This is a genomic window from Amycolatopsis sp. NBC_00345, from assembly GCF_036116635.1.
Taxonomy (GTDB): Bacteria; Actinomycetota; Actinomycetes; order Mycobacteriales; family Pseudonocardiaceae; genus Amycolatopsis.
The window spans coordinates 6,118,688-6,138,969 of sequence record NZ_CP107995.1; the positions used below are offsets into that span (position 1 = coordinate 6,118,688).

A 20,282-nucleotide genomic window follows, 5' to 3' on the forward strand; every position below is an offset into this window, starting at 1 on the left:
GACAGCACGGCCCTCCTCGCTTGGTACTCGCGAGGAGGGCCGTGTCATGCGGGACGGATCAGTAGTCGTCGCGCCCGGTGAACTGCTGCTCCAGCAACTCGGCCGACCCGGCGACCAGTTCCAGCGGGTCGATGAACTCGTTGATGTCCAGGTTGATCAACGGCAGCGAATGCCGCAGCACCACGTGCTCGCCCATCACCACCACCCCGCCGACGACCAGCGTGTTGCCGACTTCGGTGAGCACGGAGAGCAGGTCGACCTCGTCCACGCGCGCGAACGGGGTCGCGATCTGCACCCAGTCCTCCCGCTGATCGAAGACCTCCCGCGCGATCACCATGACCTGCGCGCGCCCCTCCGTCTCCGCGTCGTCGCCGAACGACATCCGGATCCGGATCTCGTCCGGATCGTCCAGGATCACCCGGTACTCGTGCCTGATGTACCCGACCAGATCGGCCCAGTCCGCCACGCGTTTCCTCCCGTTTCGCTTCGTGAACGGTCAGGGTAGTGAAGATCGGGCAGCGGAGGGCCGGAAGCGCCGGGTATGTCCGGTCAAGCGCCGAATCGGGCGACACAATGCCGCAGCAACAGGACCCCGCCCACGAGGCGGCCAGGGTGGAAGTGCACCGTGACGTCGAAATCGCCGAGTAGCGGGACCGTGGCTCAGCGATGCGACGTGCGACAGGGCCCGCCGCCAAGGTTCGGCGTCCACCTCGGCTGGAACAGCACGGGCGGCGCGCCGAAGCCCCTCTGGCGCGCCGCCCTGGCTCAGAGCAGTTTCCAAGCCCCCGTCAGCGTCTCCCGCAGAATCTGCTCCATCTCGTCGAACTCCCGCTGCCCGCAGATCAACGGCGGCGAAAGCTGTACCACCGGCTCCGCCCGGTCATCCGCCCGGCAGTACAAGCCGGCCTCGAACAGCGCGTCCGACAGATATCCCCGCAGCACCCGCTCCGACTCGTCCGCGGTGAAGGTCTCCTTGGTCACCTTGTCCTTCACCAGCTCGATCCCGTAGAAGAACCCCGCTCCCCGGACGTCACCCACGATCGGCAAGTCCAGCAGACGGTCCAAGGTCCCGCGGAACGCCGTTTCCTGCGCCAGCACATGCCCGTACAGGTCCTCGCGCTCCATCAGATCCAGGTTCGCGAGCGCGACGGCACACGAAACCGGATGGCCGCCATAGGTGGAGCCGTGCATGAACGTCGTGGAACCGTGGGTGAAGGGCTCCATCAAACGGTCGCTGGCCAGCACCGCGCCCAGCGGCGCGTAACCCGACGTCAGGCCCTTCGCCGTGGTGATGATGTCCGGCTGGTACCCGTACCGCTTCGCCGCGAAGTCGTGGCCGAGGCGGCCGAAGGCGCAGATCACCTCGTCGGAAACCAGGAGCACGTCGTGACGGTCGCAGATCTCGCGGACGCGCTCGAAATAGCCCGGCGGCGGCACAAAGCAGCCGCCCGTGTTCTGCACCGGCTCCAGGAAAACCGCCGCGACGGTGTCGGCGCCCTCGAACTCGATGGCCTGCTCGATCTGGTCCGCGGCCCACCGGCCGTACGCCTGGTAGTCGTCCGCGTGTTCGGGCGCGCGGTAGAAGTTCGTGTTCGGCACGCGCATCGTGCTCGGCACCAGCGGCTCGAAGTCCGCCTTCGCGCCCGGGATGCCGGTGATGGACAACGCGCCCTGCGAAGTGCCGTGATACGCCAGCGCGCGGCTGATCACCTTGTGCTTGGTGGGCTTGCCGACGAGCTTGAAGTACTGCTTCGCGAGCTTCCACGCCGTCTCGACGGACTCCCCGCCGCTCACGGTGAAGAACACGCGGTTCAGGTCGCCGGGCGAAGCGGCGGTCAGGCGTTCGGCCAGCTGGATCGCCGACGGGTGCGCGTGGCCCCACAGCGGGAAATACGCGAGTTGCTTCGTCTGCCGCGCGGCGGCCTCGGCCAGCTCCTCACGACCGTGCCCGACCTGAACGGCGAACAGGCCGGCCAGCCCGTCGAGGTAGCGCTTGCCGCGCGCGTCCCAGATGTACGCGCCTTCGCCGCGCACGATCACCGGTACCTCGGAGGACTCGAAGCTGGAGTGGCGCGTGAAGTGCAGCCAGAGGTTGTCGCGGGCGGCGCGGGCCAAGCCGGCCGCGTCGGCGGCGGAGACTTCGGCGGATTCGGCGGTGGTGCTCATGGCTCCCTCGAAACGGCCTCGGGGCTGCCGGCACGCGGGGCGCGCGCCGGCCTGACCCCTCGGTTATCGCACGAGCGAACCGCCTGTCGCAAGTGGATCGGTTGAAACAAGATATTCACACGACTGATTCAAGGTCATTCTGGGAGATCAACCTTCGGATTTAGTCGTCACCCTCAGCGCACACCCCACTGGTACGACTGTTTCCGCAGCTTGAGGTATACGAGCACCTCCGCGTTGCGCACGCCGGGCAGCGCGCGGATGCGGTTGGACGTCAGGTCGAGCAGCGCTTCGTCGTCGGCGCAGACCGCCTCGCACAGCACGTCGAAGCGGCCGGCGCAGAGCACCACGTAGTCGATCTCGTTCATCTCGGCGAGCGCGTCGGCGACCGGCTCGAGCGGACCGTCCACATTGATCGCCACCATCGCCTGCCGGAACAGCCCGACCTGCAAGGGATCCGACACCGCGACGATCTGGATGACCCCGGAGTCCGAGAGCCGCTGCACCCGCTGGCGGACTGCGGCCTCGGACAGCCCGACCGCCTTGCCGATCGTGGCGTACGCCCGCCGCCCGTCCTCCTGCAGCTGCGCGATGATCTGCTTGGAGATGTCGTCGATCACCGGCGGCGCCGGTCGGCTCGGGTTCGGTTCCTGGCTGCTCACCACGGGATCATCCCCTTCCCGGGCGAGCGCGGGCAAACCGGCGGCCACCGCGTCACCCGGCCCCGAATCGTCACTGAAAGCAACTGCGCTACCAGCGCCGACGACGGATTTAGTCGTCTTTGTGGCGTTGACAACACTGAATCAGTGCTGTTCCATCCGTCGAAAGATTTCGCCGCTGACGGAGGGACACCTCCCCATGCCCCCTAACCCGGCCCCCACCGAACCCAGTCTGTCCGGCGCCGCCGAAGCCACCGCGCCACCGGCCCGCCGCGGCCTCACCCGCTCGATCGGCGTCGGCGGGGGCACCCTGCTGACGCTCAGCTGCGTGACCCCCGCGTCCTCCCTGTTCGTCCTCGTGCCCCCGCTCTTCGCCCAGCTCGGCACCGGCACCGCGCTGGCCATCGCGCTCGCGGTCCTGCTGTGCGTCGGCATCGCCTTCTGCTACTCGGAACTCGGCACGCTCGTGCCGAGCGCCGGCGGCGAGTACGCCATGGTGACGACGGTGCTCAACCGGTTCGCCGGCTGGATCACCTTCGTGCTGTCGTTCATCGTGATCCTGGTGGTGCCGCCGATCATCGCGATCGGCGTGGCCGGCTACGTCAGCTCGATCGTGCAAGTCAGCCCGTCGGTGGCGGGCGCGGTCGTCATGCTCGCCTCCACCGTGATGGGCCTGCTGAACCTGCGCTCCAACGCCTGGCTCACCGGAGTCTTCCTGGCGATCGAGGTCGTCGCGATCGTCGTCGTCTCCGTGCTGGGCTTCGGCCACGTCAGCCGCTCGGCCGCAGTGCTGGTGAAGCCGAGCTTCGACGGCGTCAACGGCATCGGGCTGGTGGCGGTGATCGCCGGGCTCGCCGTGGCGCTGTTCGTGGTCCAGGGCTTCTCCACCGCCGTCTACCTCGCCGAGGAGATGCGCGAGCCGCACAAAACGGTGTCCCGCACGGTGTTCTGGACGCTCGGCATCAGCGCGCTGGTGATCCTCGTACCGGTCGTCGCGATCACGCTGGGCTTGCCCGACCTCGGCTCGCTCGGCGCGGTGGACATCACTGCGCTCGTGGTGGGCTGGAGCAATTCGACGTTCGGCACGATCATCAGCCTGTGCATCGCGGCGGCGATCGTGAACGCCGTGATCGTGATGGTCATCCAGAACTCGCGGGTGCTGTTCGCCTCCGGTCGCGACCAGGCCTGGCCTGAACCGGTCAACCGCGCGCTGAGCGTGGTGAGCGAACGGTTCGGCTCACCGTGGGTGGCGACGCTCGTGGTCGGCCTGTCCGAGGCGGTACTGTGCTTCGTCCCGGTGGAGACGCTCAGCGGGGTGACCGGAGTGGCCGTCGTCGCGCTGTACCTCGCGGTCGCGGCGACCGTGCTGGGCGCGCGCCGCGCGACGCACCGGAAGCCGCGGGTCTGGCGGATGCCCGGCTGGCCGGTGGTGCCGGTCGTCGTGGTGCTGGCGCTGGCGTACGTGCTCGTCGAGCAGAGCGCGCTCGACCTCGGCATCACGGCGGCAGTCCTCGTCGTGTCCGGCCTCTACTGGTTCGGCTACCTCCGCCGGCGCGCCGACCGCTGGCTCATCACCGTGCCGGGCATCTGAATCCCCAACAGGAAGGAATCCATGAACGACAAGCAGGTCTTCCGGAACTTCGTCGCGGGCGAGTACCGCGACGCGACGGACGGGCGCACACTCGACCTCATCGACCCGGTGACCGGGACGGTGTACGCGACCTCATCGCTGTCGAGCGAAGCGGACGTCGCCGCCGCCATCGAGGTCGCGGCCGAAGCGTTTGAGACCTGGCGCGACACCACACCAGCCGAGCGGCAGCTCGCGTTGCTGCGGATCGCCGACGCGATGGAGTCGCGGGCCGAGGAGTTCGTCGCGGTCGAGTCCGCGAACACCGGCAAACCGCTCGCCGTGACCCGCACGGAGGAGCTGCCCATGGGCGTCGACCACGTGCGGTTCTTCGCCGGCGCGGCGCGGGTGCTCGAAGGCCGCGCGGCCGGGGAGTACATGGAGGGGTTCACGTCGTTCATCCGCCGTGAGCCGGTGGGTGTCTGCGCTCAGGTGACGCCGTGGAATTACCCGCTGTTGATGGCGATCTGGAAGATCGCGCCCGCGTTGGCGGCGGGAAACACGATCGTGCTCAAACCGTCCGACACCACACCCGCGTCGACACTGCTGCTCGCCGAGGTGTGCGCGGAGTTCCTGCCGCCCGGCGTGTTCAACGTCGTCTGCGGCGACCGCGACACCGGGCGAGCGCTGGTGTCGCACCCGCGGCCGGACATGGTGGCGATCACCGGCTCGGTGCGCGCGGGCATGGAGGTGGCGGGCGCGGCGGCGGCCGACGTCAAGCGCGTGCACCTGGAGCTGGGCGGCAAGGCGCCGGTGGTGGTGTTCGCGGACGCCGACCTCGCCGTGGCCGCGGAGGCCATCGCGGCGGCGGGCTACTTCAACGCCGGCCAGGACTGCACGGCCGCGACCCGGGTGCTCGTCCACGCGGACGTGCACGACGAGTTCGTTGCGGCACTCGCCGCCCAGGCCGCCGCGACGAAAACCGGCCTGCCGGACGACCCCGGCTCGGCGTACGGACCGCTCAACAACGCGGGGCAGCTCGCCCGGGTGGCGGGTTTCATCAACCGGCTGCCGGAGCACGCCGTCGTCGCCCACGGCGGGGAGCAGCTCGGCGACCGCGGCTTCTTCTACGCCCCCACGGTGGTCGCCGGTCTCCGCCCGGATGACGAGATCGTCCGCGACGAGGTGTTCGGCCCCGTCATCACCGTGCAGCCGTTCACGACTGAGGACGAAGCCGTGCAGCTGGCCAACGCCACCGACTACGGTCTGGCGTCTTCGGTCTGGACCCGCGACCACGCCCGCGCGATGCGCCTGACCCGCCGGCTGGACTTCGGCTGCGTGTGGGTGAACGCGCACATCCCGATCGTCTCGGAGATGCCGCACGGCGGGTTCAAGAAGTCCGGCTACGGCAAGGACCTCGGGATGTACGGCTTCGAGGACTACACGCGGGTGAAGCACGTGATGACGGCGCTGGGCTGACTCACCAACCCGGCGCCAGGCCCAGCAGCTCGGCGGTCCGGTCCCACAGCGCGCGTTCACGCTCGGGATCGGCCCCGCTGGGCACCTTCACCCGGCCCCGCGTGAAGTAGGCACCGGCCGGCAGATCCGGCGCAGAAGCCAGGTGCAGCAACGGTTCCGCACCCTCGTCGGCCGTCTTGAGAACCCGGCGGCCGAGCGGCGAGCGGACGGCCGACGCCAAGAAGCCGCCTTCCCGGAAGAGGTCGGTGACCACCCCGCCAGGGTGGAAGCTGACGGCCGTCACCGGGGCGCGGCGAGCCAGCTCACGGGTGAAGAGGATGTTCGCCAGCTTCGAGGTGCCGTAGCGACGAAAGGAGTTGTAGCGGACTTCGGAGGCGTCGAGGTCGAGGCGGCCGAGCCCATGCGCGTTACTGGCGGTGGAAATCACCCGGGCGCCGGTGAGCGAGCCGGCCAGCAGGCGGGTGAGCAAGTAGGGAGCGAGATAGTTGACCTGGATGGTCAGCTCGTGCCCGTCGACGGTGACGGCGCGCTCGCCGAACTGGCCCCCGGCGTTGTTGGCAAGCACGTCGATGGCCGGGTAACGCTCGCCGAGGGTGGCGGCGAGCGCGCGAACGTCGTCGAGCTTCGCGAAGTCCGCCGTGAACGGCTCACCGCCGGCCTCCCGCGCGACGGCCGCCGTCTTCTCCGGCGAACGGCCCACGACGGCGACCTCGGCGCCCAGCTCGGCGAACCGCCGGGCGGCCGCCGCGCCGATTCCCGCGCTGGCCCCGGTGATGACAACGGTCGGCATGGTTCAGTCCTCCAGACGGCAGGCGGGCCGGGTGGCCCGGCCCCGCGATCAGCGCGGTGCGCTGGTCAGCCTGCCACCTATCGTGACTTCCCTGAAGGTGACTTTGGCCCGGCCCAGGGCACGCCGGACCGGCCGGCCATCGACGTGACGGGTCGACCATCTGGCCGTCCACGCGGACGGCGGCGCCCGCACTGTCCTCGAGGCCGCGACACACCTTGCCGCCGAAACCCAGATGACGGACGCGGCTCGCGACGGCCGTCTCGGCGAGGTCGTCGAGATTCGTGATCACGCCGTCGATCGGTGTTATTTCGTTGGCACTAAAGACTTCCTGCATACTTGGACGGCGCCGCGAGTCTATCCGATCGAGTGATGCATCGAACGTATGTTCTAGGTACCGTGAGGATATGGATACCACAGAGCAGGTGCTGGAGTGGCGGCTTTCCGACGAAGAGCTGACCGCTGAACTTATTACTGCGGAGCGGGAGTCGTGTCGTGCGCATGCGCGGATGTTGGCGGTGGTGGGCGAGATAGAGCGACGCGGTCTGGCGGCAGACAAGGGTTTCCGCAGCACTCAGGCGATGCTGGTGCGGTCGCTGCGGGTCTCGTGGAAGGAAGCGCGGGCGCGCGTCGGGCAGGCGACGGCGGTGATGCCGATGGCTCGGGGCGCACTGGCCGCCGGTGAGATCAACTCCGAGCATGCGGGCGAGATCGCGCATGTCCTCGCACAGACCCCGGATTCGGTGCCACCGGAGGAATCGGCGGGAAATGAGGCCGTATTGGTGGTGCTGGCCCGCCAGACGCGACCGTCGGCTGTGCGAAGAGCCGGGAAGGGGATACAGGACCGCCGGGTGGATTCCTCCCGCGTGGCTGAATCCGGAACGAAGACCGATCCGCAGCACCGTCCACGACCGACCCCGCACCCGCGACACCCGACGGCGCGGCCCACTACGGGGAACCTTCAGACGGCATTCGGTCCACATCAGACACATCGGTCCTCGAAGCCGCCAGAGTGGCGGGCCGGGGCAAGGCGGGTAACGGCTCGGCTGCGCACTCCGCTCAAGAGATACGTCCTAGGCGGCGGCCGGCATCGGCGTGCCGAGCGAGGCGGTGACGCGCATGACGAACTCGGCGTTGGACCTGGTGCCGCGCACCTGGTCGAGGAACTGCTCGGCGGCGCGCTTGGCGTCCTGTCCGGACAGCGCCCGGCGCACCTCGCCCATCACCGTCAGCTCGGGGCCGGAGACGAGCAGCTCGTCGCGGCGGGTGCCGGAGGCGAAGATGTCGACGGCGGGGAACACGCGCTGGTCGGCGAGGACACGGTCGAGCCGCACCTCGGAGTTGCCGGTGCTCTTCAACTCCTCGAAGAACACAGTGTCGGCCAGCGAGCCGGTGCCGACGAGCGCGGTCGCGACGACGGTGAGCGAGCCGCCGCCCTCGATGTTCCGCGCGGCGCCGAGGATGCGCTTCATCGGCTGCAGCGCGCCGGCGTCGACACCTCCGGAGAGGATGCGGCCGGACGGGCGGCTCGCCAGGTTGTAGGCGCGGCCGAGGCGGGTCAGCGAGTCGAGCAGGAGCACGACGTCACGGCCGCTCTCCACCAGCCGCTTCGCCCGCTCGACGGCCAGCTCGGCGACGGTGACGTGCTCGGCCGGCGGCCGGTCGAACGTGGACGCGACCACCTCGCCGCGCACGGAGCGCTGCATGTCGGTGACCTCCTCCGGCCGTTCGTCGGCGAGCAGCACCATCAGGTGCGCCTCGGGGTGGTTGGTGGCGACGGCCTGCGCGATCGCCTGCAGCACCGAGGTCTTCCCGGTCCGCGGCGGCGCGACGATCAGCGCGCGCTGCCCCTTCCCGATCGGCGCGACGAGGTCGAGCACGCGGGTGGTCAGCTGGTGGCGGCTGGTTTCGAGGACGAGCCGCTCGTCCGGGTGCACCGGGGTGAGATTCGCGAACTCGGGCCTCGACCCGCCGGGCTTCTCCCCGTTGACCGAGGTGATGGTGTCACCGTCGCCGACGATCTCGTCGCCGCGGCGCAGGCCGTACTTGCGCACGAGTCCGAAGGGGACGGTGGTGCCGCCCGGGCCGTAGCCGAGGGTGGCCTTGTTGGCGTGGATATCAAGAATTCCGTGGTATGACATGGTTTTCTCCCAATGAGAAAGGAACGATCGACGCGTGGCGCGGATCGTGTGATGGTGAACGAAGAAGGCTCTGGAAGAACCGGACTTCGGAGAAACTCCTCCGGGCGGCGGGTGGGCCGACATCCATGAGGATCGTGGCTGAGTGTAGCGCACTCGGGGCGACAGCCACAACACCCTTGTTTGGGCTAGACTCGCGGACGAGCGAAAGGGGGCTGCCGGATGGACACATTGCTGGACCTCGCCTTCCCGGCACTGATGAGCCCCGCGGGCCTGGTGGCCTTCGCCTCCGTGGTGGCGGCCGGACTGCTGGTCGTCCTCGTGGTGGGCTACGCGAACCGGGGCGAGCTGTCCTTGTGGGCCATCCCGGTGCGAAGCCGCTTCACGGCCCTGAACCAGCGCGCCCGCCGCGCGGCCTTCCTGCGGCTGCGCGATCCCTCCGCGCCCGGCCGGTGCAGGCCGCGGGCACCCGGACTGCCCAGCTCGGCTGCGTAGTTCCGCGGAAGCAGCTCTTTTCCTTACCCGCCAACACTTGACCGGACCTGTCACGGCGTCGTAGCGTGCGGTATCTCTGCCACGCCGAAGCCTGGCATGTCCCGCCACGACGTTGTAGCGCGGCGGTATATCCGCTACGCCAACGCCTGGCAAGTCCTGTCACGACGTTGCAGCGTGCGGTTTTGCCCCCACGTCGATGCCTGACAACCCTGTCACGGTGGTCGCGACGCGCGGATTTTCCTTCCACGCCAACGCTTGACGACCCCGTGACTGCGGTCGTGGGCGAGTGGCGTGACACGCCCTCCGCGGGTTTCCTTGCAACGCAGCCGATTCCGCCTGCCCGAAATCCTTCTCACTCAAGCGGAGTCCGACCCATGCCCGGTTTTCTCGACGTGCCCGTCGCGGGTGCGTACCACCTCGTCCACTGGCTTGTCTCACTCACCACCCCCGTCGCCGGGTCGTTCGCGGTGGTGCTGGCGATCGTGGGGTTCACGGTCGCCGTGCGGCTCGCGTTGCACCCGTTCGCCAGGGCGGCGGTGCGGGGCGAGCGCGCCCGGACCGCGTTGATGCCCGAGATCCGCAAGCTGCAGGAGAAACACCGCGGGAACCGCGAAAAGCTCGCGGCCGAGATGACCAAACTGCAGCAGGAGTCCGGCACGTCCATGTTCGTCGGGTGCCTGCCGATGGTGGCGCAGCTGCCGTTCTTCTGGGTGATGTACCACCTGTTCAGCACCGCGGTCATCGCCGGCACACCCAACGCGCTGCTCACGGCCGCACTGTTCGGCGTCCCCTTCGGGGCGCACGGGCTGGCGGCGGCACCGGTGGTCTTCGTGGTGGCCGGCGCGCTCGTCGTGGTCGCCTGGCTGTCCATCCGCTGGCAGGACCGCCAACGCGATCTCACCGCCCCTGGCGCCAAGCTTCTGCGCCTCCTGCCCTATGGAACAGTCCTGGTCACCCTTTTTGTTCCCGTCGCCGCCTCGCTCTACGTACTGACCACCACCACGTGGACCGTCGCGGAGCGGGCGCTGCTGCGGCGACGTGCTGATTCGCCGGTCGGCTAGGGTGCCCGCGACCACCGCCACGAACCGACCGGAGGATCGGCCGCCGTGTTCCTCGAAGTGAGCTGGACCGACCCCGGCACGGGCTGCCGCGGGTACCTCGTCATCGACCGGCTGGTGCGCGGCGTCGCCAGCGGCGGCCTGCGCATGCGGCCCGGCTGCACGCCGGCCGAAGTCCGCGGGCTCGCCGAGGGCATGACCCGCAAGGAGGCCCTCAACTACCAGCCGGACGACCGTTACCTCCCGCTCGGCGGCGCCAAGGGCGGCATCGACTTCGACCCGTACGACCCGCGGGCCCGGGACGTGCTCAAGCGTTACCTCGACGCCATGCGGCCGCTGATCGAGCGCTACTGGACCATGGGCGAGGACCTCGGCGTCCGCCAGGACGTGATCGACGAAGTGCTCGCCGAGCTGGGCCTGAGCAGCTCCGTCGTGGCGATCTACCCGCTGCTCGACGACCCGGCCGCCGCGATGGCCCGGCTCGCCGCGGCGTTCCGGGTCCGGGTGGCGGGCCTCGGGCTCGACGAGCTGGTCGGCGGCCTCGGCGTCGCGGAGGCCGCGCTGACCGGGCTGGACCGCCTCGGCCTCGACCGCCGGGAGAGCCGCGCGGTCGTGCAGGGCTTCGGTTCGATGGGCGGCGCCACGGCGCGGTTCCTCGCCGAGGCCGGGGTGCGGGTGGTCGCCGTCGCGGACCGGCACGGGCTGGTCGCCAACCCGGCCGGGCTCGACGTCGAGCACCTGCTGGCGCACCGGGACCGCTTCGGCGTGATCGACCGCGACCGCCTGCGGCCGGGCGACACGACGGGCCCGGCCGACGGCTGGCTCACCGTGCCCGCCGAGGTGCTCGTCCCGGCCGCCGTCTCGTACTGCATCGACGTCGAGAACGAATCCGCCATCACGGCGAGGCTCGTGGTGGAGGCCGCAAACCTGCCCGTGACGGCGGAGGCCGAAGCCCGCCTCGCCGCGCGCGGCATCCCCGTGATCCCGGACTTCGTGGCCAACTCGGCGACCAACTCCTGGTGGTGGTGGACGCTTTTCGGCGACATCGGCCCGGACGCCGGCGAGGCGTTCACCAAGGTCCGCACCCGCCTGCGCGATCTGGTCGAACCGCTGTTCGTCCACTCCGGACAGACTGGTGGCACCCTTCGCGAGGCGGCACAACAACTCTGCGACACCCACCTCGCAGCCATCGAAGCCCGGTTCGGCGACGCGCCCGTCAGCTCCTGAAGAACTCCCGCAGCTCTTGCGCCACCCGAGCCGGATCGCCGTCGTCCGAAGGAGCCGAGTGGTCGAGGCGGGGGAAGGTGACGCGGTGGGCGTGCGGCAGCACCGCCGCCAGCTCGTCCAGCGCGCCTTTCAGGTACGCCGGGGACTTCCCGCCGCCGAGCAGCAGCACCTCGGCCGGAACCGCGGCGTAGTCCCGCTGCGTGTCGGCCAGCTCGCGGACCAGGGCGAGGTCGAAGTGCTGCGTCGGCACGAGGGCGGCGATCGGCACGTCGCCCTCCGCCGTCCGCTGCAGGCGCAGCGCGAGGGCCATCATCGGTGCGAGCACGAACCGCGGGACCCGGCTGAACAGCGGGTCGACGTCCATCCCCTTCAACGCCGTGGCGAGCGCGGCCGGCACCCGGCCCGCGGCGATCTCGCGATCGAACCGCGCCAGCCACTCCATGGGCATCGAACCCCGCACCGACAACGGCGGCTCGTACAGCGCGATCCGCTTCGGCGCAGGAGTCTCCAGCGCCGTGCGCAGCGTGACGAGCGCGCCCGAGCTGAGCCCGAACACCTGCGCCGCACCAGTTTCTGTGAGCAGTGCCTGAACGTCCTCGACCTCGCGCGCCACCCCGTAGTCCGGCCCGTGCGGCCCGCTGGCCCCGCGCCCGCGACGATCGGGGACGTACACGGTGAAGTCGCCGGACAGACCTTCGGCCAGCTTCATCATGCTCTGCGCGGCCAGCATCCCGCCGTGCAGCACGACCAGCCCGGGACCGCCGCCCAGCTCGCGGTACCCGAGCACGGTGCCGTCGGCCGAGCGGACGGAGCCCCTGCGGTACGGCACCGGTGTCATGCCCGGACGCTACCTTACCCGGAACATCGTTCGCAATAATCCTCAGCCACGCCGCAGTCCGGGCGGCAGCCGCAGCTCGGTGACGGTCCCGGCCGCGTCGATCGCGACGTCCAGGGTTCCGCCGGCGAGCGGCAGGCCGGTCACCCGCAGCGCGCCCACCGGGCTGGGCCGCGGCGGGTCGACGGTCACCGTGCCCGCCGGGACGTCCGCCCGCAGGCCGAGGAAGGTGGCCAGCAGGGTCACCGCCGCGGCCGCGGACCAGGCCTGCGGCCGGCACGACGCGGGGTACGGCAGCGGCGCCTCGACGTCGCCGGGCCCGTAACCCGCGAACAGCTCCGGCATCCGGTTGCCGAACGCGCCCGCCGCGCGGACCAGCTGCATGCCCAGCTCCGCGGCGCGCGCGGACTGCCCGGACTCGCTCAGCGCGCGCACCACCACGGCCGTGTCGTGCGGCCACACCGAACCGCAGTGGTAGCTCAACGGCGAGAAGCCGCCGGCCGTCGACGCCATGGTGCGCAGCCCGAACCCCGGGGCCAGCGCCGGCCCGAGCAGCAGCGCGCCGATTTCCTCGCCCTCGGCCGCGTCGACCAGCCCGGTGCCGAGCAGGTGGCCGATGTTGCTGGTCAGCGAGTCCACCGGCCGCTTTTCACCGTCCAGCGCCAGCGCGGGGAAGCGACCCTCCGAAGTGGACACCCAGAAGGTGGAGCGGAACCGCGCCCGCAGCGCCGAAGCCCAGCCCACCAGCCCGTCGGCCGGCTCCCCCAGCGCGGACAGCAGCTCGGCCGCCCGCACCACGGCCTCGTGCTGGTAGCCCTGCACCTCGGCGAGCGCGACGGGCGGCGCGGCCTGCGTGCCGTCGGCGAACCGCACCGCGTCGCCGGAGTCCTTCCAGCCCTGGTTGGCCAGGCCGCGGCCGGTTTCGTCGAGGTATTCGGCGAAGCCGTCGCCATCGGTGTCGGCGAGCCCGGTGATCCAGAACAGCGCGGCGCGCAGGTTCGGCAGCAGCGCGCGGACCTCGTCCTCCGGCAGCCCCCAGCGCCACGCGTCGTGCAGCAGGCAGACCCACAGCGCAGTCGCGTCGATGGTGCCGTAATACCGCGCGGGCAACGACATCCCGTTCACCTCGAAGTCGGCCCGGCGCAGTTCGTGCAGGATCTTGCCGGGCATCTCGCCGGTCGCGGGGTCGTTCCGCTCGCCCTGGGCCCGCGCGAGCGTGCGCAGGGTGCCGCCGGCCAGCTCCACCGAAAACGGCAGCGCGAGCCGGGCCGCCCACAGGCTGTCGCGGCCGAACAGGGTGAGGAACCACGGCGCGCCCGCGCCGGCGAACACGTCCTCGGGGTGCTCGCGCTCCGCCAGCAGCAGCCCGTCGAGGTCGGTCAGCGAGCGGTTCAGCAGCGCGGTGAATCGCCGGTCGTCGGCCTGGACCACCGGCGCCGCGAGCAGCGTGGCGGTGCCGGGCACGAACAGCGAGTCCGGGTCGGCCGCGCTCAGCGTCCAGCGCAGCCGGACGGTCCCGGCCACCCGCACTCGCCAGCGCAGCCGCACCCGGTCACCGTCCACAGTGGTCTCGGCGTCCGTGGTGACGGTGGCCGTCACCGAGCCGGACGTCCAGCGGATCCCGCCGTCCACCGGGGCCGGCACCACCCGGGCCGCGCGGCCGCCGGACTTGATCACCTCGATCGCCGCGAAGTCCGCGGCCAGCACCAGCTCGACCACGCACTCCGCCGGCCGGGCGGCGCGGGAGACCAGCTCCAGCTCCTCCGTCATCCCGGTCGCGGTGACCCGGCGGCGGCGGCGCAGCCACACGGTCGGGTCCGGGCCGGGGTCGCCGAGATGGCGCAGCAACCCGGTGAAGCTCGCCTGGGCGGCCGACGGCTCCTCGGCGCCGATCGGCACCGGCTCGTGCCCGTCGACCGTGAGCACGGCCTCGCTGAGCAAGCGCAGGTCACCGTGCAGCAGGCCCTGGGTCCCGTCGCCGCGGACCTGGCCGTCGCGGCCGGAGAAGACGACGGTCGGCGCTCGCAGGGCGATCGCGAGGTCGTGGAGCAGCGGCTGCATGGGGACGTCCTCCGGTGGGGTTGGGTGCTTCGATTTGATCGATCAAACCGGTCCCGTGTCAAGTTCCGGGGAGGTCTTGACAGGTCAGTGTCCAACGTTCAGAGTAGCCGCCAGGTTGAACGTTCAAATCGGCAAAGACACAGGCGAACGGGAGTCGGCATGACGCAGCGGGCGACGCTGAACTCGGTCGCGGAGGCCGCCGCCGTCTCGCGCCAGACGGTGTCGAACGTGATCAACTCCCCCGAGGTGGTCAGCCCGGAGACCCGCGAACGGGTACTCGAGGCGATCCAGCGCCTCGGCTATCGCCCGCACACCGCCGCGCGGCAGCTGCGCACCACGCGTTCGCAGATCATCGGGCTGCGCATCGCGCCGGTCGGCAACGGCGTCAGCGGTGTGGTCCTCGACCAGTTCCTGCACTCGCTCACGGCCACCGCCGAGGAGTACGACCACCGGATCATGCTCTTCACCGCGACCGACGACGAGTCCGAGACGCGCGCGTACGCCGATCTCATCGCCTCCGTCGGTGTCGACGCCTTCGTGCTCACCCACACCCACCACCACGACCTCCGCACGCGCTGGCTGCGCGAGCGCGAGCTGCCGTTCGTCACCTTCGGCCGGCCGTGGGGCTCCGAGCAGGAACACCCGTGGGTCGACGTCGACGGCGCGCGCGGCACGCGGCTGGCCACGGACCACCTGGTGCGCCAAGGCCATCGCCGGATCGCGTTCGTCGGCTGGCCCGCGGGCTCCGAGACCGGCGACGACCGGCGCGCGGGCTGGGCAGCCGGGCTGGCCGAGGCGGGCATCGCCGAACGGCCCGAGGTAGCGGTGTTCGACGGTGTCGAAGGCGGCCGCTCGGCCGCCGCGCGCCTGCTCGACGAGCCACTCGCGCCCACCGCGTTCGTCTGCGCCAGCGACTCGCTCGCCCTCGGTGTGGTCGGCGAGCTGCGCGACCGCGGCCTGCGGCTGGGCGCCGACGCGTCCGTGATCGGCTTCGACGACACCCCGACCGCGGCGGTGCTGGGGCTGAGCAGCGTGGCGCAGCCGATCGCCGAGGTCGCCGCCGAATGCGTCCGCCAGCTGCGCGTGATGCTGCGCGGCGAGGCCAGCCCCGCGTCGGCGCTGCTGGCCCCGCGGCTGGTCCTGCGCACGACCTGACTTCCCCACCCCATCTGCACGATCAAGGAGGATCGATGCGTCACACGCTCTCCCGCACGGCCGGTGCCGTCACCGCGACCGGGCTGCTGCTCACGCTTTCCGCGTGCGGCGGCGGGTTCGCCGACTCGACGACGCCCGCGACCCAGCAGTCCGGTCCCGCCACGCTCAAGCTCATGATCGCCTCCAGCGGCGGCGCCGAGCTGAAGGCCATGCAGGATGCCGCGGCCAAGTGGAGCGCGGCCAGCGGCGGTTCCCAGGCCGAGGTGATCGCCGCGAACGACCTGCCGCAGCAGCTCAGCCAGGGCTTCGCCGCGGGCAGCCCGCCGGACGTGTTCGCCGTGGACGCCACCAAGTTCGAGGGCTACGCCGACGAGATGCTGCCCTACGGCGATTCGGTGTCCTACAAGGACGATCTCTACCCGACGCTGCGCACCACGTTCACCAAGAACGGCAAGCTCTACTGCGTCCCCAAGGACTTCTCCACATTGGCGCTGGGCATCAACACCGACGCCTGGGCCGCCGCGGGCCTCACCGACAACGACGTGCCGAAGAACTGGGACCAGCTGAAGGCCGTCGCGCAGAAGCTCACCACGGACGGCCGCGCCGGGCTCGTCTTCAACAACACCCGTGACCGCGTCGGCGCGTTCCTGGTGCAAGCCGGCGGCTGGCCGCTCGACGCCGACCAGAAGAAGGCCACCGCCGACACCCCGCAGAACCTCCAGGCCCTCACCTACGTGCGCGACCTGCTGTCCTCGGGTGTCGCGAAGTACCCGAAGCAGCTCGGCGCGGGCGACTCCGGCGAGGCGTTCGGCCAGGGCAAGGCCGCGATGAGCATCGACGGCAACTGGATGGTCGGCGGGCTGGCCAAGGACCACCCGGACCTGAAGTACCGCGTGGTGCCGCTGCCCGCGGGACCGGCCGGGCCGGGCACGCTCTCGTTCACGCAGTGCTGGGGCATCGCCGCGAAGAGCAAGTTCCAGGCGCAGGCCAAGCAGCTCGTCGACGCGCTGATGGAGCCGCAGCAGGAGCTGGCGTTCGCGAAGACGTTCGGCGTGATGCCCTCGCGGCAGTCCGTGCGCACGCAGTACCAGCAGGACTTCCCGCAGCAGACGGCCTTCCTGTCCGGCGCCGAGTCGGCGCACGGGCCGGTGACGCTGACCAAGATGGACCCGGTGCTGACCGACTTCGACGCCCAGATCCAGCAGCTGCCCGGCGCGGACCCCAAGCAGATCCTCACGCAGCTGCAGACCAACACCACCGCCGCGCTGGGCCAGTGAGCGCGCGCACCACAGCTCCCGCCCCCGCCGCGTCCCCATCCCCCTCGCGGCGGGGGCGGGCACCCAGGCGGAGCCCGCTCCGTCGCGAAGGCCGGGCCGGCTGGCTGTTCCTCGCCCCCACGCTGGTGATCCTCGGCCTGTTCATGGTGGTGCCGATCCTGATGGCGCTGTGGGTGAGCGTGAGCGACTGGACCGGCAACGGCAGCCCGCTGTCCTCGCGGGTGCACTTCGTCGGCGCGGACAACTACGCCGCGCTGCTCACCGACCCGGGGCTCACCCAGCAGAACTTCGCCACGAGTGTGCGCAACAACGCCTACTTCGTGCTGTTCGTGGTGCCGCTGCAGACGGCGCTGGCGCTGCTGCTCGCCATGATGCTGAACCAGCGCCGGCTCAAGGGCAAGCAGTTCTTCCGGACCGCGTTCTACTTCCCGACCGTGACCAGCTCGGTCGCGATCTCGGTGGTGTTCCTGTTCCTCTTCTCCAGCACGGGAACGGTGAACGCCGCGCTGGGGCTGTTCGGAGTGAACGGTCCCAGCTGGTTCGCCGACCCGCGCGGGATCTTCCAGCTCCTCCTGCACGGGCTCGGGGTGACGAACCCGCCGCAGGCGCTGGCGGCCAACAGCTTCATGGGCTTGTCCTGGTGGGACTGGCTTTCCGGGCCCAGTGTGGCGATGTGCTCGATCATCGTGCTCGTGGTGTGGACCTCGACCGGCGGGTTCATGCTGATGTTCTACGCGGCCCTGCAGAACCTGCCGCCGAGTGTGGACGAGGCCGCGCTGATCGACGGCGCCGGGCCGTGGCAGCGGTTCTGGCGAGTGACGCTCCCGCAGCTGCGGCCGACGCTGTTCCTCGTGCTCACCCTCGGCCTGATCGGCACCTGGCAGGTGTTCGACCAGGTGTACGTGCTCAGCCGCGGCGAGCCGGCGAAGACCACGCTCACGCCGGCCTACCTGTCCTACTCGACGTCGTTCATCGGCAAGGAGTGGGGGCAGGGCTCGGCGATCGCGTTCCTGCTGTTCGTGGTCATCGTGCTGTTCACGCTGGGGCAGCGCTGGTTGTTGCGGGAGAAGGGCGAATGAGGCAACGCAGGTCGCTGCGCTGGGCGGGCTACGCCGTGCTCGCCGTGGTCGCGGCCGTCTACATCTACCCCTTCCTGATCCAGCTCGGCACGGCGTTCAAGACCGACGCCGACGCCACGGCCCACCCGCTCACCCCCTGGCCGCACGAGTGGTCCGTGGCGGTGTTCGGCGCGCTCGCCCAGCAGGACTTCCCGCGCTGGGCGATGAACTCCGTGATCGTCTCGGTCTCGGTGACGGTCGGCCGGGTGGTGTTCGACTCGCTGGCCGGCTACGCGCTCGCGCGGCTGCGGTTCCGCGGCCGGACGACGGTGTTCGGCGCCGTCCTGGCCGTGCTCGCCGTGCCGAGCGTGGTGCTGCTGATCCCCAAGTTCCTGGTGCTGAACCAGTTCGGCATGTACGACACCTACGCGGCGATGATCGTGCCGCTGCTGGTCGACGCCACCGGCGTGTTCATCATGAAGCAGTTCTTCGAGACGGTGCCGGTGAGCGTGGAGGAGGCCGCCCGGATCGACGGCGCCGGACCGTTGCGCACGTTCTGGTCCGTGGTGCTGCCGATGTCGCGCCCGGCGCTGATCACGCTGACCATCCTTTCGTTCCAAGGTTCCTGGAACGAGCTGCCGCACTTCATCGTCTCGCGGCAGGACCCGGCACTGAACACGCTGACCTCGGGCGTGGCCACGCTGGTGTCCGGTCAGCTCGGGCAGGGCAACCAGTTCCCGTTGAAACTGGCCGCCGCATTGTTGATGACGCTGCCGGTGGCGGTGGTGTACTTCATCTTTTCGAAGCGCTTCACTCGCGGCACTTACGAGGGTGTCGACAAGTAGTCACCTTTCCGGCCCAAGAGTCCACTGTGGACAGATTTGGCGCCGAAGCTGCCGGATTGAGGGTTTCGCCCGATCGAGTGATGAACGTACGTTCGATTGCGCGGTAACGTGGAGGAGTGAGCACTACTGAAGACACCCGCGAAGCGTGGCAGCGTCCCGACGAGGACCTGACCACGGATTTGCTGGCATGCGAGGAAAGACTCCGTCGAGGTTACGCGGAAATGCTCGGTCTCGTCGGCGAGATCGAGCGTCGGGGATCGGCCCGGGCGCTCGGCTATACCGACACTGCCGTGATGCTGCGCGAAACGTTGCGCGTCTCGGCCCGTGAGGCCGTCATCCGGGTCGCCCACGCGCAAGCGACGATGCCGTCCGCATCATCCACCGGCGCACCCTGGCCCGGACCGTTGGCGGCGACCGGAAACGCGTTGGCCGGCGGGCTGATCAACCGGGAACACGTGCAGTTGATCGTGGCCCTCTTCCAAGGTTGTCCTGATGCGATCAACGCCGGCCAACGGACCACGGACGAAGCCGCCCTGCTCGCCCTGGCCGCGCAGGCGGCCCCGGAAGCACTCCGGACCGCCGGTCGGCGGCTGGCCGCCTACTGGGACCTGGACAGCACTCCGCCGGCTGATCACCAGCGGCGCGAGCTGCATCCGGTACGGCGGCTGGATATCACCCACCGCCGTGACGGCAGTGCCAGGTTCGCCGGCGAACTGGACCCCGATACCACCGCCATCCTGGACGGCCTTCTCGGCCCCTTGGCCAAACCCCGTACCGATCCTGGCACGGGCGGCCCCGACCCACGCACCGCGGCCGAACGTCGCGGTGACGCTTTGGCTGACATCATCGGCCTCGCCGCCCGCTGCGATGACCTTTCCGTGCAAGGTGGGGAGCGGGCGGTGATGATCGTGACCGTCACACTGGCCGAACTCGAGGGCCGTCTGGCCGACGCACTGGTGACCGTTCCCGGGCTTTGCAGTGTGGACGAGCTCCGCCGGTATGCGTGCGAAGCGAAGGTGGTACCGGCCGTGTTCGGCACAGACGGTCAGCCACTGCATCTCGGCCGTTCCGCGCGGCTGGCCAGCCCGGCTCAACGACACGCACTCGCCTTGCGGGACAAAGGATGCGCCCACCCGGGATGTGACCGCGGACCGAAATGGTGCACCGCGCACCACCTGATCCCGTGGGAGCGGGGTGGATCTACCGACCTGGACAACCTGGTCCTGCTCTGCCCCCGTCACCACCGGCAGACCCACCACGGCGGCTGGACCGTCCGAATGCGCGATGGAATACCCGAGTTCCTACCACCCGCCTGGCTCGACCCTGACCGTACGCCGCGGCGCAACCACGTCCACGACACCGCACCACGACATCATCAGCGCACCCGGCACCGGCAGACACGGCACCGTGACTTCCATTATGGACGGACGAACGCGTCCGCCCGGGAGGGCGCCACAACGACACAATGACCACCCCGC

17 protein-coding genes and 1 pseudogene are annotated in these 20,282 nt (G+C 70.2%); 11 read left to right on the top strand and 7 right to left on the bottom strand.

Translation table 11 applies throughout. From position 1 onward, the window contains the following. Positions 1 to 58 precede the first annotated feature (58 nt). The 3 genes from OG943_RS27200 to OG943_RS27210 form a co-directional block, all read right to left on the bottom strand. Positions 59 to 466 carry a hypothetical protein gene (locus tag OG943_RS27200; RefSeq protein ID WP_328603762.1) on the bottom strand — a complete coding sequence of 136 codons (408 nt, stop codon included), beginning with the start codon at positions 464 to 466 and terminating at the stop codon, positions 59 to 61. A gap of 299 nt (positions 467 to 765) precedes the next feature. After that, the gene (locus OG943_RS27205) at positions 766 to 2,166 is read right to left on the bottom strand and encodes an aspartate aminotransferase family protein (protein ID WP_328603763.1); all 1,401 of its coding nucleotides are present in this window, start codon (positions 2,164 to 2,166) and stop codon (positions 766 to 768) included. 173 nt (positions 2,167 to 2,339) lie between these two features. Then, positions 2,340 to 2,825, bottom strand: a complete 486-nt coding sequence (locus tag OG943_RS27210; RefSeq protein WP_328603764.1) for an Lrp/AsnC family transcriptional regulator — start codon at positions 2,823 to 2,825, stop codon at positions 2,340 to 2,342. A 196-nt stretch (positions 2,826 to 3,021) separates the two neighbouring features. Between OG943_RS27210 and OG943_RS27215 the strand changes: the two genes are divergently transcribed. Both OG943_RS27215 and OG943_RS27220 read left to right on the top strand, forming a co-directional pair. Beyond that, a complete protein-coding gene (locus OG943_RS27215; protein WP_328603765.1) occupies positions 3,022 to 4,413 on the top strand; it encodes an APC family permease in 1,392 nt (463 codons plus the stop codon). Between the two features lie 21 nt (positions 4,414 to 4,434). Then, positions 4,435 to 5,868, top strand: a complete 1,434-nt coding sequence (locus tag OG943_RS27220; RefSeq protein ID WP_328603766.1) for a gamma-aminobutyraldehyde dehydrogenase — start codon at positions 4,435 to 4,437, stop codon at positions 5,866 to 5,868. A gap of 1 nt (position 5,869) precedes the next feature. Here the strand turns inward: OG943_RS27220 and OG943_RS27225 are convergent, their stop codons facing one another. Further along, the gene (locus tag OG943_RS27225) at positions 5,870 to 6,658 is read right to left on the bottom strand and encodes an SDR family NAD(P)-dependent oxidoreductase (RefSeq protein ID WP_328603767.1); all 789 of its coding nucleotides are present in this window, start codon (positions 6,656 to 6,658) and stop codon (positions 5,870 to 5,872) included. Between the two features lie 506 nt (positions 6,659 to 7,164). Between OG943_RS27225 and OG943_RS48455 the strand changes: the two are divergent. Further along, positions 7,165 to 7,443, top strand: a pseudogene (locus OG943_RS48455) (DUF222 domain-containing protein); the annotation flags it as partial. Positions 7,444 to 7,728: 285 nt separating this feature from the next. On the opposite strand, the gene rho reads toward OG943_RS48455, so the two are convergent. Beyond that, entirely contained in the window at positions 7,729 to 8,796 is a 1,068-nt protein-coding gene (gene rho, locus OG943_RS27230; RefSeq protein WP_328603768.1) for a transcription termination factor Rho, read from the bottom strand. A gap of 219 nt (positions 8,797 to 9,015) precedes the next feature. Here rho and OG943_RS27235 point away from each other — a divergent pair, with 219 nt between their 5' ends. The 3 genes from OG943_RS27235 to OG943_RS27245 all read left to right on the top strand — a co-directional run bounded on the left by OG943_RS27235 (position 9,016) and on the right by OG943_RS27245 (position 11,573). Continuing rightward, a complete protein-coding gene (locus tag OG943_RS27235) occupies positions 9,016 to 9,288 on the top strand; it encodes a DUF6412 domain-containing protein (protein ID WP_328603769.1) in 273 nt (90 codons plus the stop codon). Positions 9,289 to 9,662: 374 nt separating this feature from the next. Further along, the gene (locus tag OG943_RS27240) at positions 9,663 to 10,349 is read left to right on the top strand and encodes a YidC/Oxa1 family membrane protein insertase (RefSeq protein ID WP_328603770.1); all 687 of its coding nucleotides are present in this window, start codon (positions 9,663 to 9,665) and stop codon (positions 10,347 to 10,349) included. A gap of 45 nt (positions 10,350 to 10,394) precedes the next feature. Next, positions 10,395 to 11,573: a Glu/Leu/Phe/Val dehydrogenase dimerization domain-containing protein gene (locus OG943_RS27245; RefSeq protein WP_328603771.1), complete on the top strand. Its 1,179-nt coding sequence runs from the start codon at positions 10,395 to 10,397 to the stop codon at positions 11,571 to 11,573. On the opposite strand, the gene OG943_RS27250 is transcribed toward OG943_RS27245, so the two are convergent. Both OG943_RS27250 and OG943_RS27255 read right to left on the bottom strand, forming a co-directional pair. After that, positions 11,563 to 12,411: an alpha/beta fold hydrolase gene (locus OG943_RS27250; protein WP_328603772.1), complete on the bottom strand. Its 849-nt coding sequence runs from the start codon at positions 12,409 to 12,411 to the stop codon at positions 11,563 to 11,565. The two genes, OG943_RS27245 and OG943_RS27250, sit on opposite strands and share 11 nt — an antisense overlap. 42 nt (positions 12,412 to 12,453) lie before the next feature. After that, positions 12,454 to 14,469, bottom strand: a complete 2,016-nt coding sequence (locus tag OG943_RS27255; protein WP_328603773.1) for a glycogen debranching N-terminal domain-containing protein — start codon at positions 14,467 to 14,469, stop codon at positions 12,454 to 12,456. Between the two features lie 159 nt (positions 14,470 to 14,628). Between OG943_RS27255 and OG943_RS27260 the strand changes: the two genes are divergently transcribed. The 5 genes from OG943_RS27260 to OG943_RS27280 all read left to right on the top strand — a co-directional run bounded on the left by OG943_RS27260 (position 14,629) and on the right by OG943_RS27280 (position 20,273). Next, complete coding sequence (locus tag OG943_RS27260) at positions 14,629 to 15,624, top strand: LacI family DNA-binding transcriptional regulator (protein ID WP_328603774.1); 996 nt, start codon at positions 14,629 to 14,631, stop codon at positions 15,622 to 15,624. Positions 15,625 to 15,659: 35 nt separating this feature from the next. Continuing rightward, a complete protein-coding gene (locus OG943_RS27265) occupies positions 15,660 to 16,901 on the top strand; it encodes a sugar ABC transporter substrate-binding protein (protein WP_328603775.1) in 1,242 nt (413 codons plus the stop codon). A gap of 143 nt (positions 16,902 to 17,044) precedes the next feature. Beyond that, positions 17,045 to 17,980, top strand: a complete 936-nt coding sequence (locus OG943_RS27270) for a carbohydrate ABC transporter permease (protein WP_328603776.1) — start codon at positions 17,045 to 17,047, stop codon at positions 17,978 to 17,980. Then, entirely contained in the window at positions 17,977 to 18,804 is an 828-nt protein-coding gene (locus OG943_RS27275) for a carbohydrate ABC transporter permease (RefSeq protein WP_328603777.1), read from the top strand. Before OG943_RS27270 ends, OG943_RS27275 begins: the two co-directional genes overlap by 4 nt. A 116-nt stretch (positions 18,805 to 18,920) precedes the next feature. Then, on the top strand, positions 18,921 to 20,273 hold the full coding sequence (locus OG943_RS27280; RefSeq protein WP_328603778.1) for an HNH endonuclease signature motif containing protein: 1,353 nt from the start codon (positions 18,921 to 18,923) through the stop codon (positions 20,271 to 20,273). Positions 20,274 to 20,282: the final 9 nt, after the last annotated feature.

What these genes read in the sequence shown, in the direction of transcription:
- OG943_RS27205 (WP_328603763.1), bottom strand. Translation starts at nt 2,166, where the DNA reads ATGAGCACCACCGCCGAATCCGCCGAAGTCTCCGCCGCCGACGCGGCC.
- OG943_RS27215 (WP_328603765.1), top strand. Translation starts at nt 3,022, where the DNA reads ATGCCCCCTAACCCGGCCCCCACCGAACCCAGTCTGTCCGGCGCCGCC.
- OG943_RS27220 (WP_328603766.1), top strand. Translation starts at nt 4,435, where the DNA reads ATGAACGACAAGCAGGTCTTCCGGAACTTCGTCGCGGGCGAGTACCGC.
- OG943_RS27225 (WP_328603767.1), bottom strand. Translation starts at nt 6,658, where the DNA reads ATGCCGACCGTTGTCATCACCGGGGCCAGCGCGGGAATCGGCGCGGCG.
- rho (WP_328603768.1), bottom strand. Translation starts at nt 8,796, where the DNA reads ATGTCATACCACGGAATTCTTGATATCCACGCCAACAAGGCCACCCTC.
- OG943_RS27235 (WP_328603769.1), top strand. Translation starts at nt 9,016, where the DNA reads ATGGACACATTGCTGGACCTCGCCTTCCCGGCACTGATGAGCCCCGCG.
- OG943_RS27240 (WP_328603770.1), top strand. Translation starts at nt 9,663, where the DNA reads ATGCCCGGTTTTCTCGACGTGCCCGTCGCGGGTGCGTACCACCTCGTC.
- OG943_RS27250 (WP_328603772.1), bottom strand. Translation starts at nt 12,411, where the DNA reads ATGACACCGGTGCCGTACCGCAGGGGCTCCGTCCGCTCGGCCGACGGC.
- OG943_RS27255 (WP_328603773.1), bottom strand. Translation starts at nt 14,469, where the DNA reads ATGCAGCCGCTGCTCCACGACCTCGCGATCGCCCTGCGAGCGCCGACC.
- OG943_RS27260 (WP_328603774.1), top strand. Translation starts at nt 14,629, where the DNA reads ATGACGCAGCGGGCGACGCTGAACTCGGTCGCGGAGGCCGCCGCCGTC.
- OG943_RS27265 (WP_328603775.1), top strand. Translation starts at nt 15,660, where the DNA reads ATGCGTCACACGCTCTCCCGCACGGCCGGTGCCGTCACCGCGACCGGG.
- OG943_RS27270 (WP_328603776.1), top strand. Translation starts at nt 17,045, where the DNA reads ATGGTGGTGCCGATCCTGATGGCGCTGTGGGTGAGCGTGAGCGACTGG.
- OG943_RS27275 (WP_328603777.1), top strand. Translation starts at nt 17,977, where the DNA reads ATGAGGCAACGCAGGTCGCTGCGCTGGGCGGGCTACGCCGTGCTCGCC.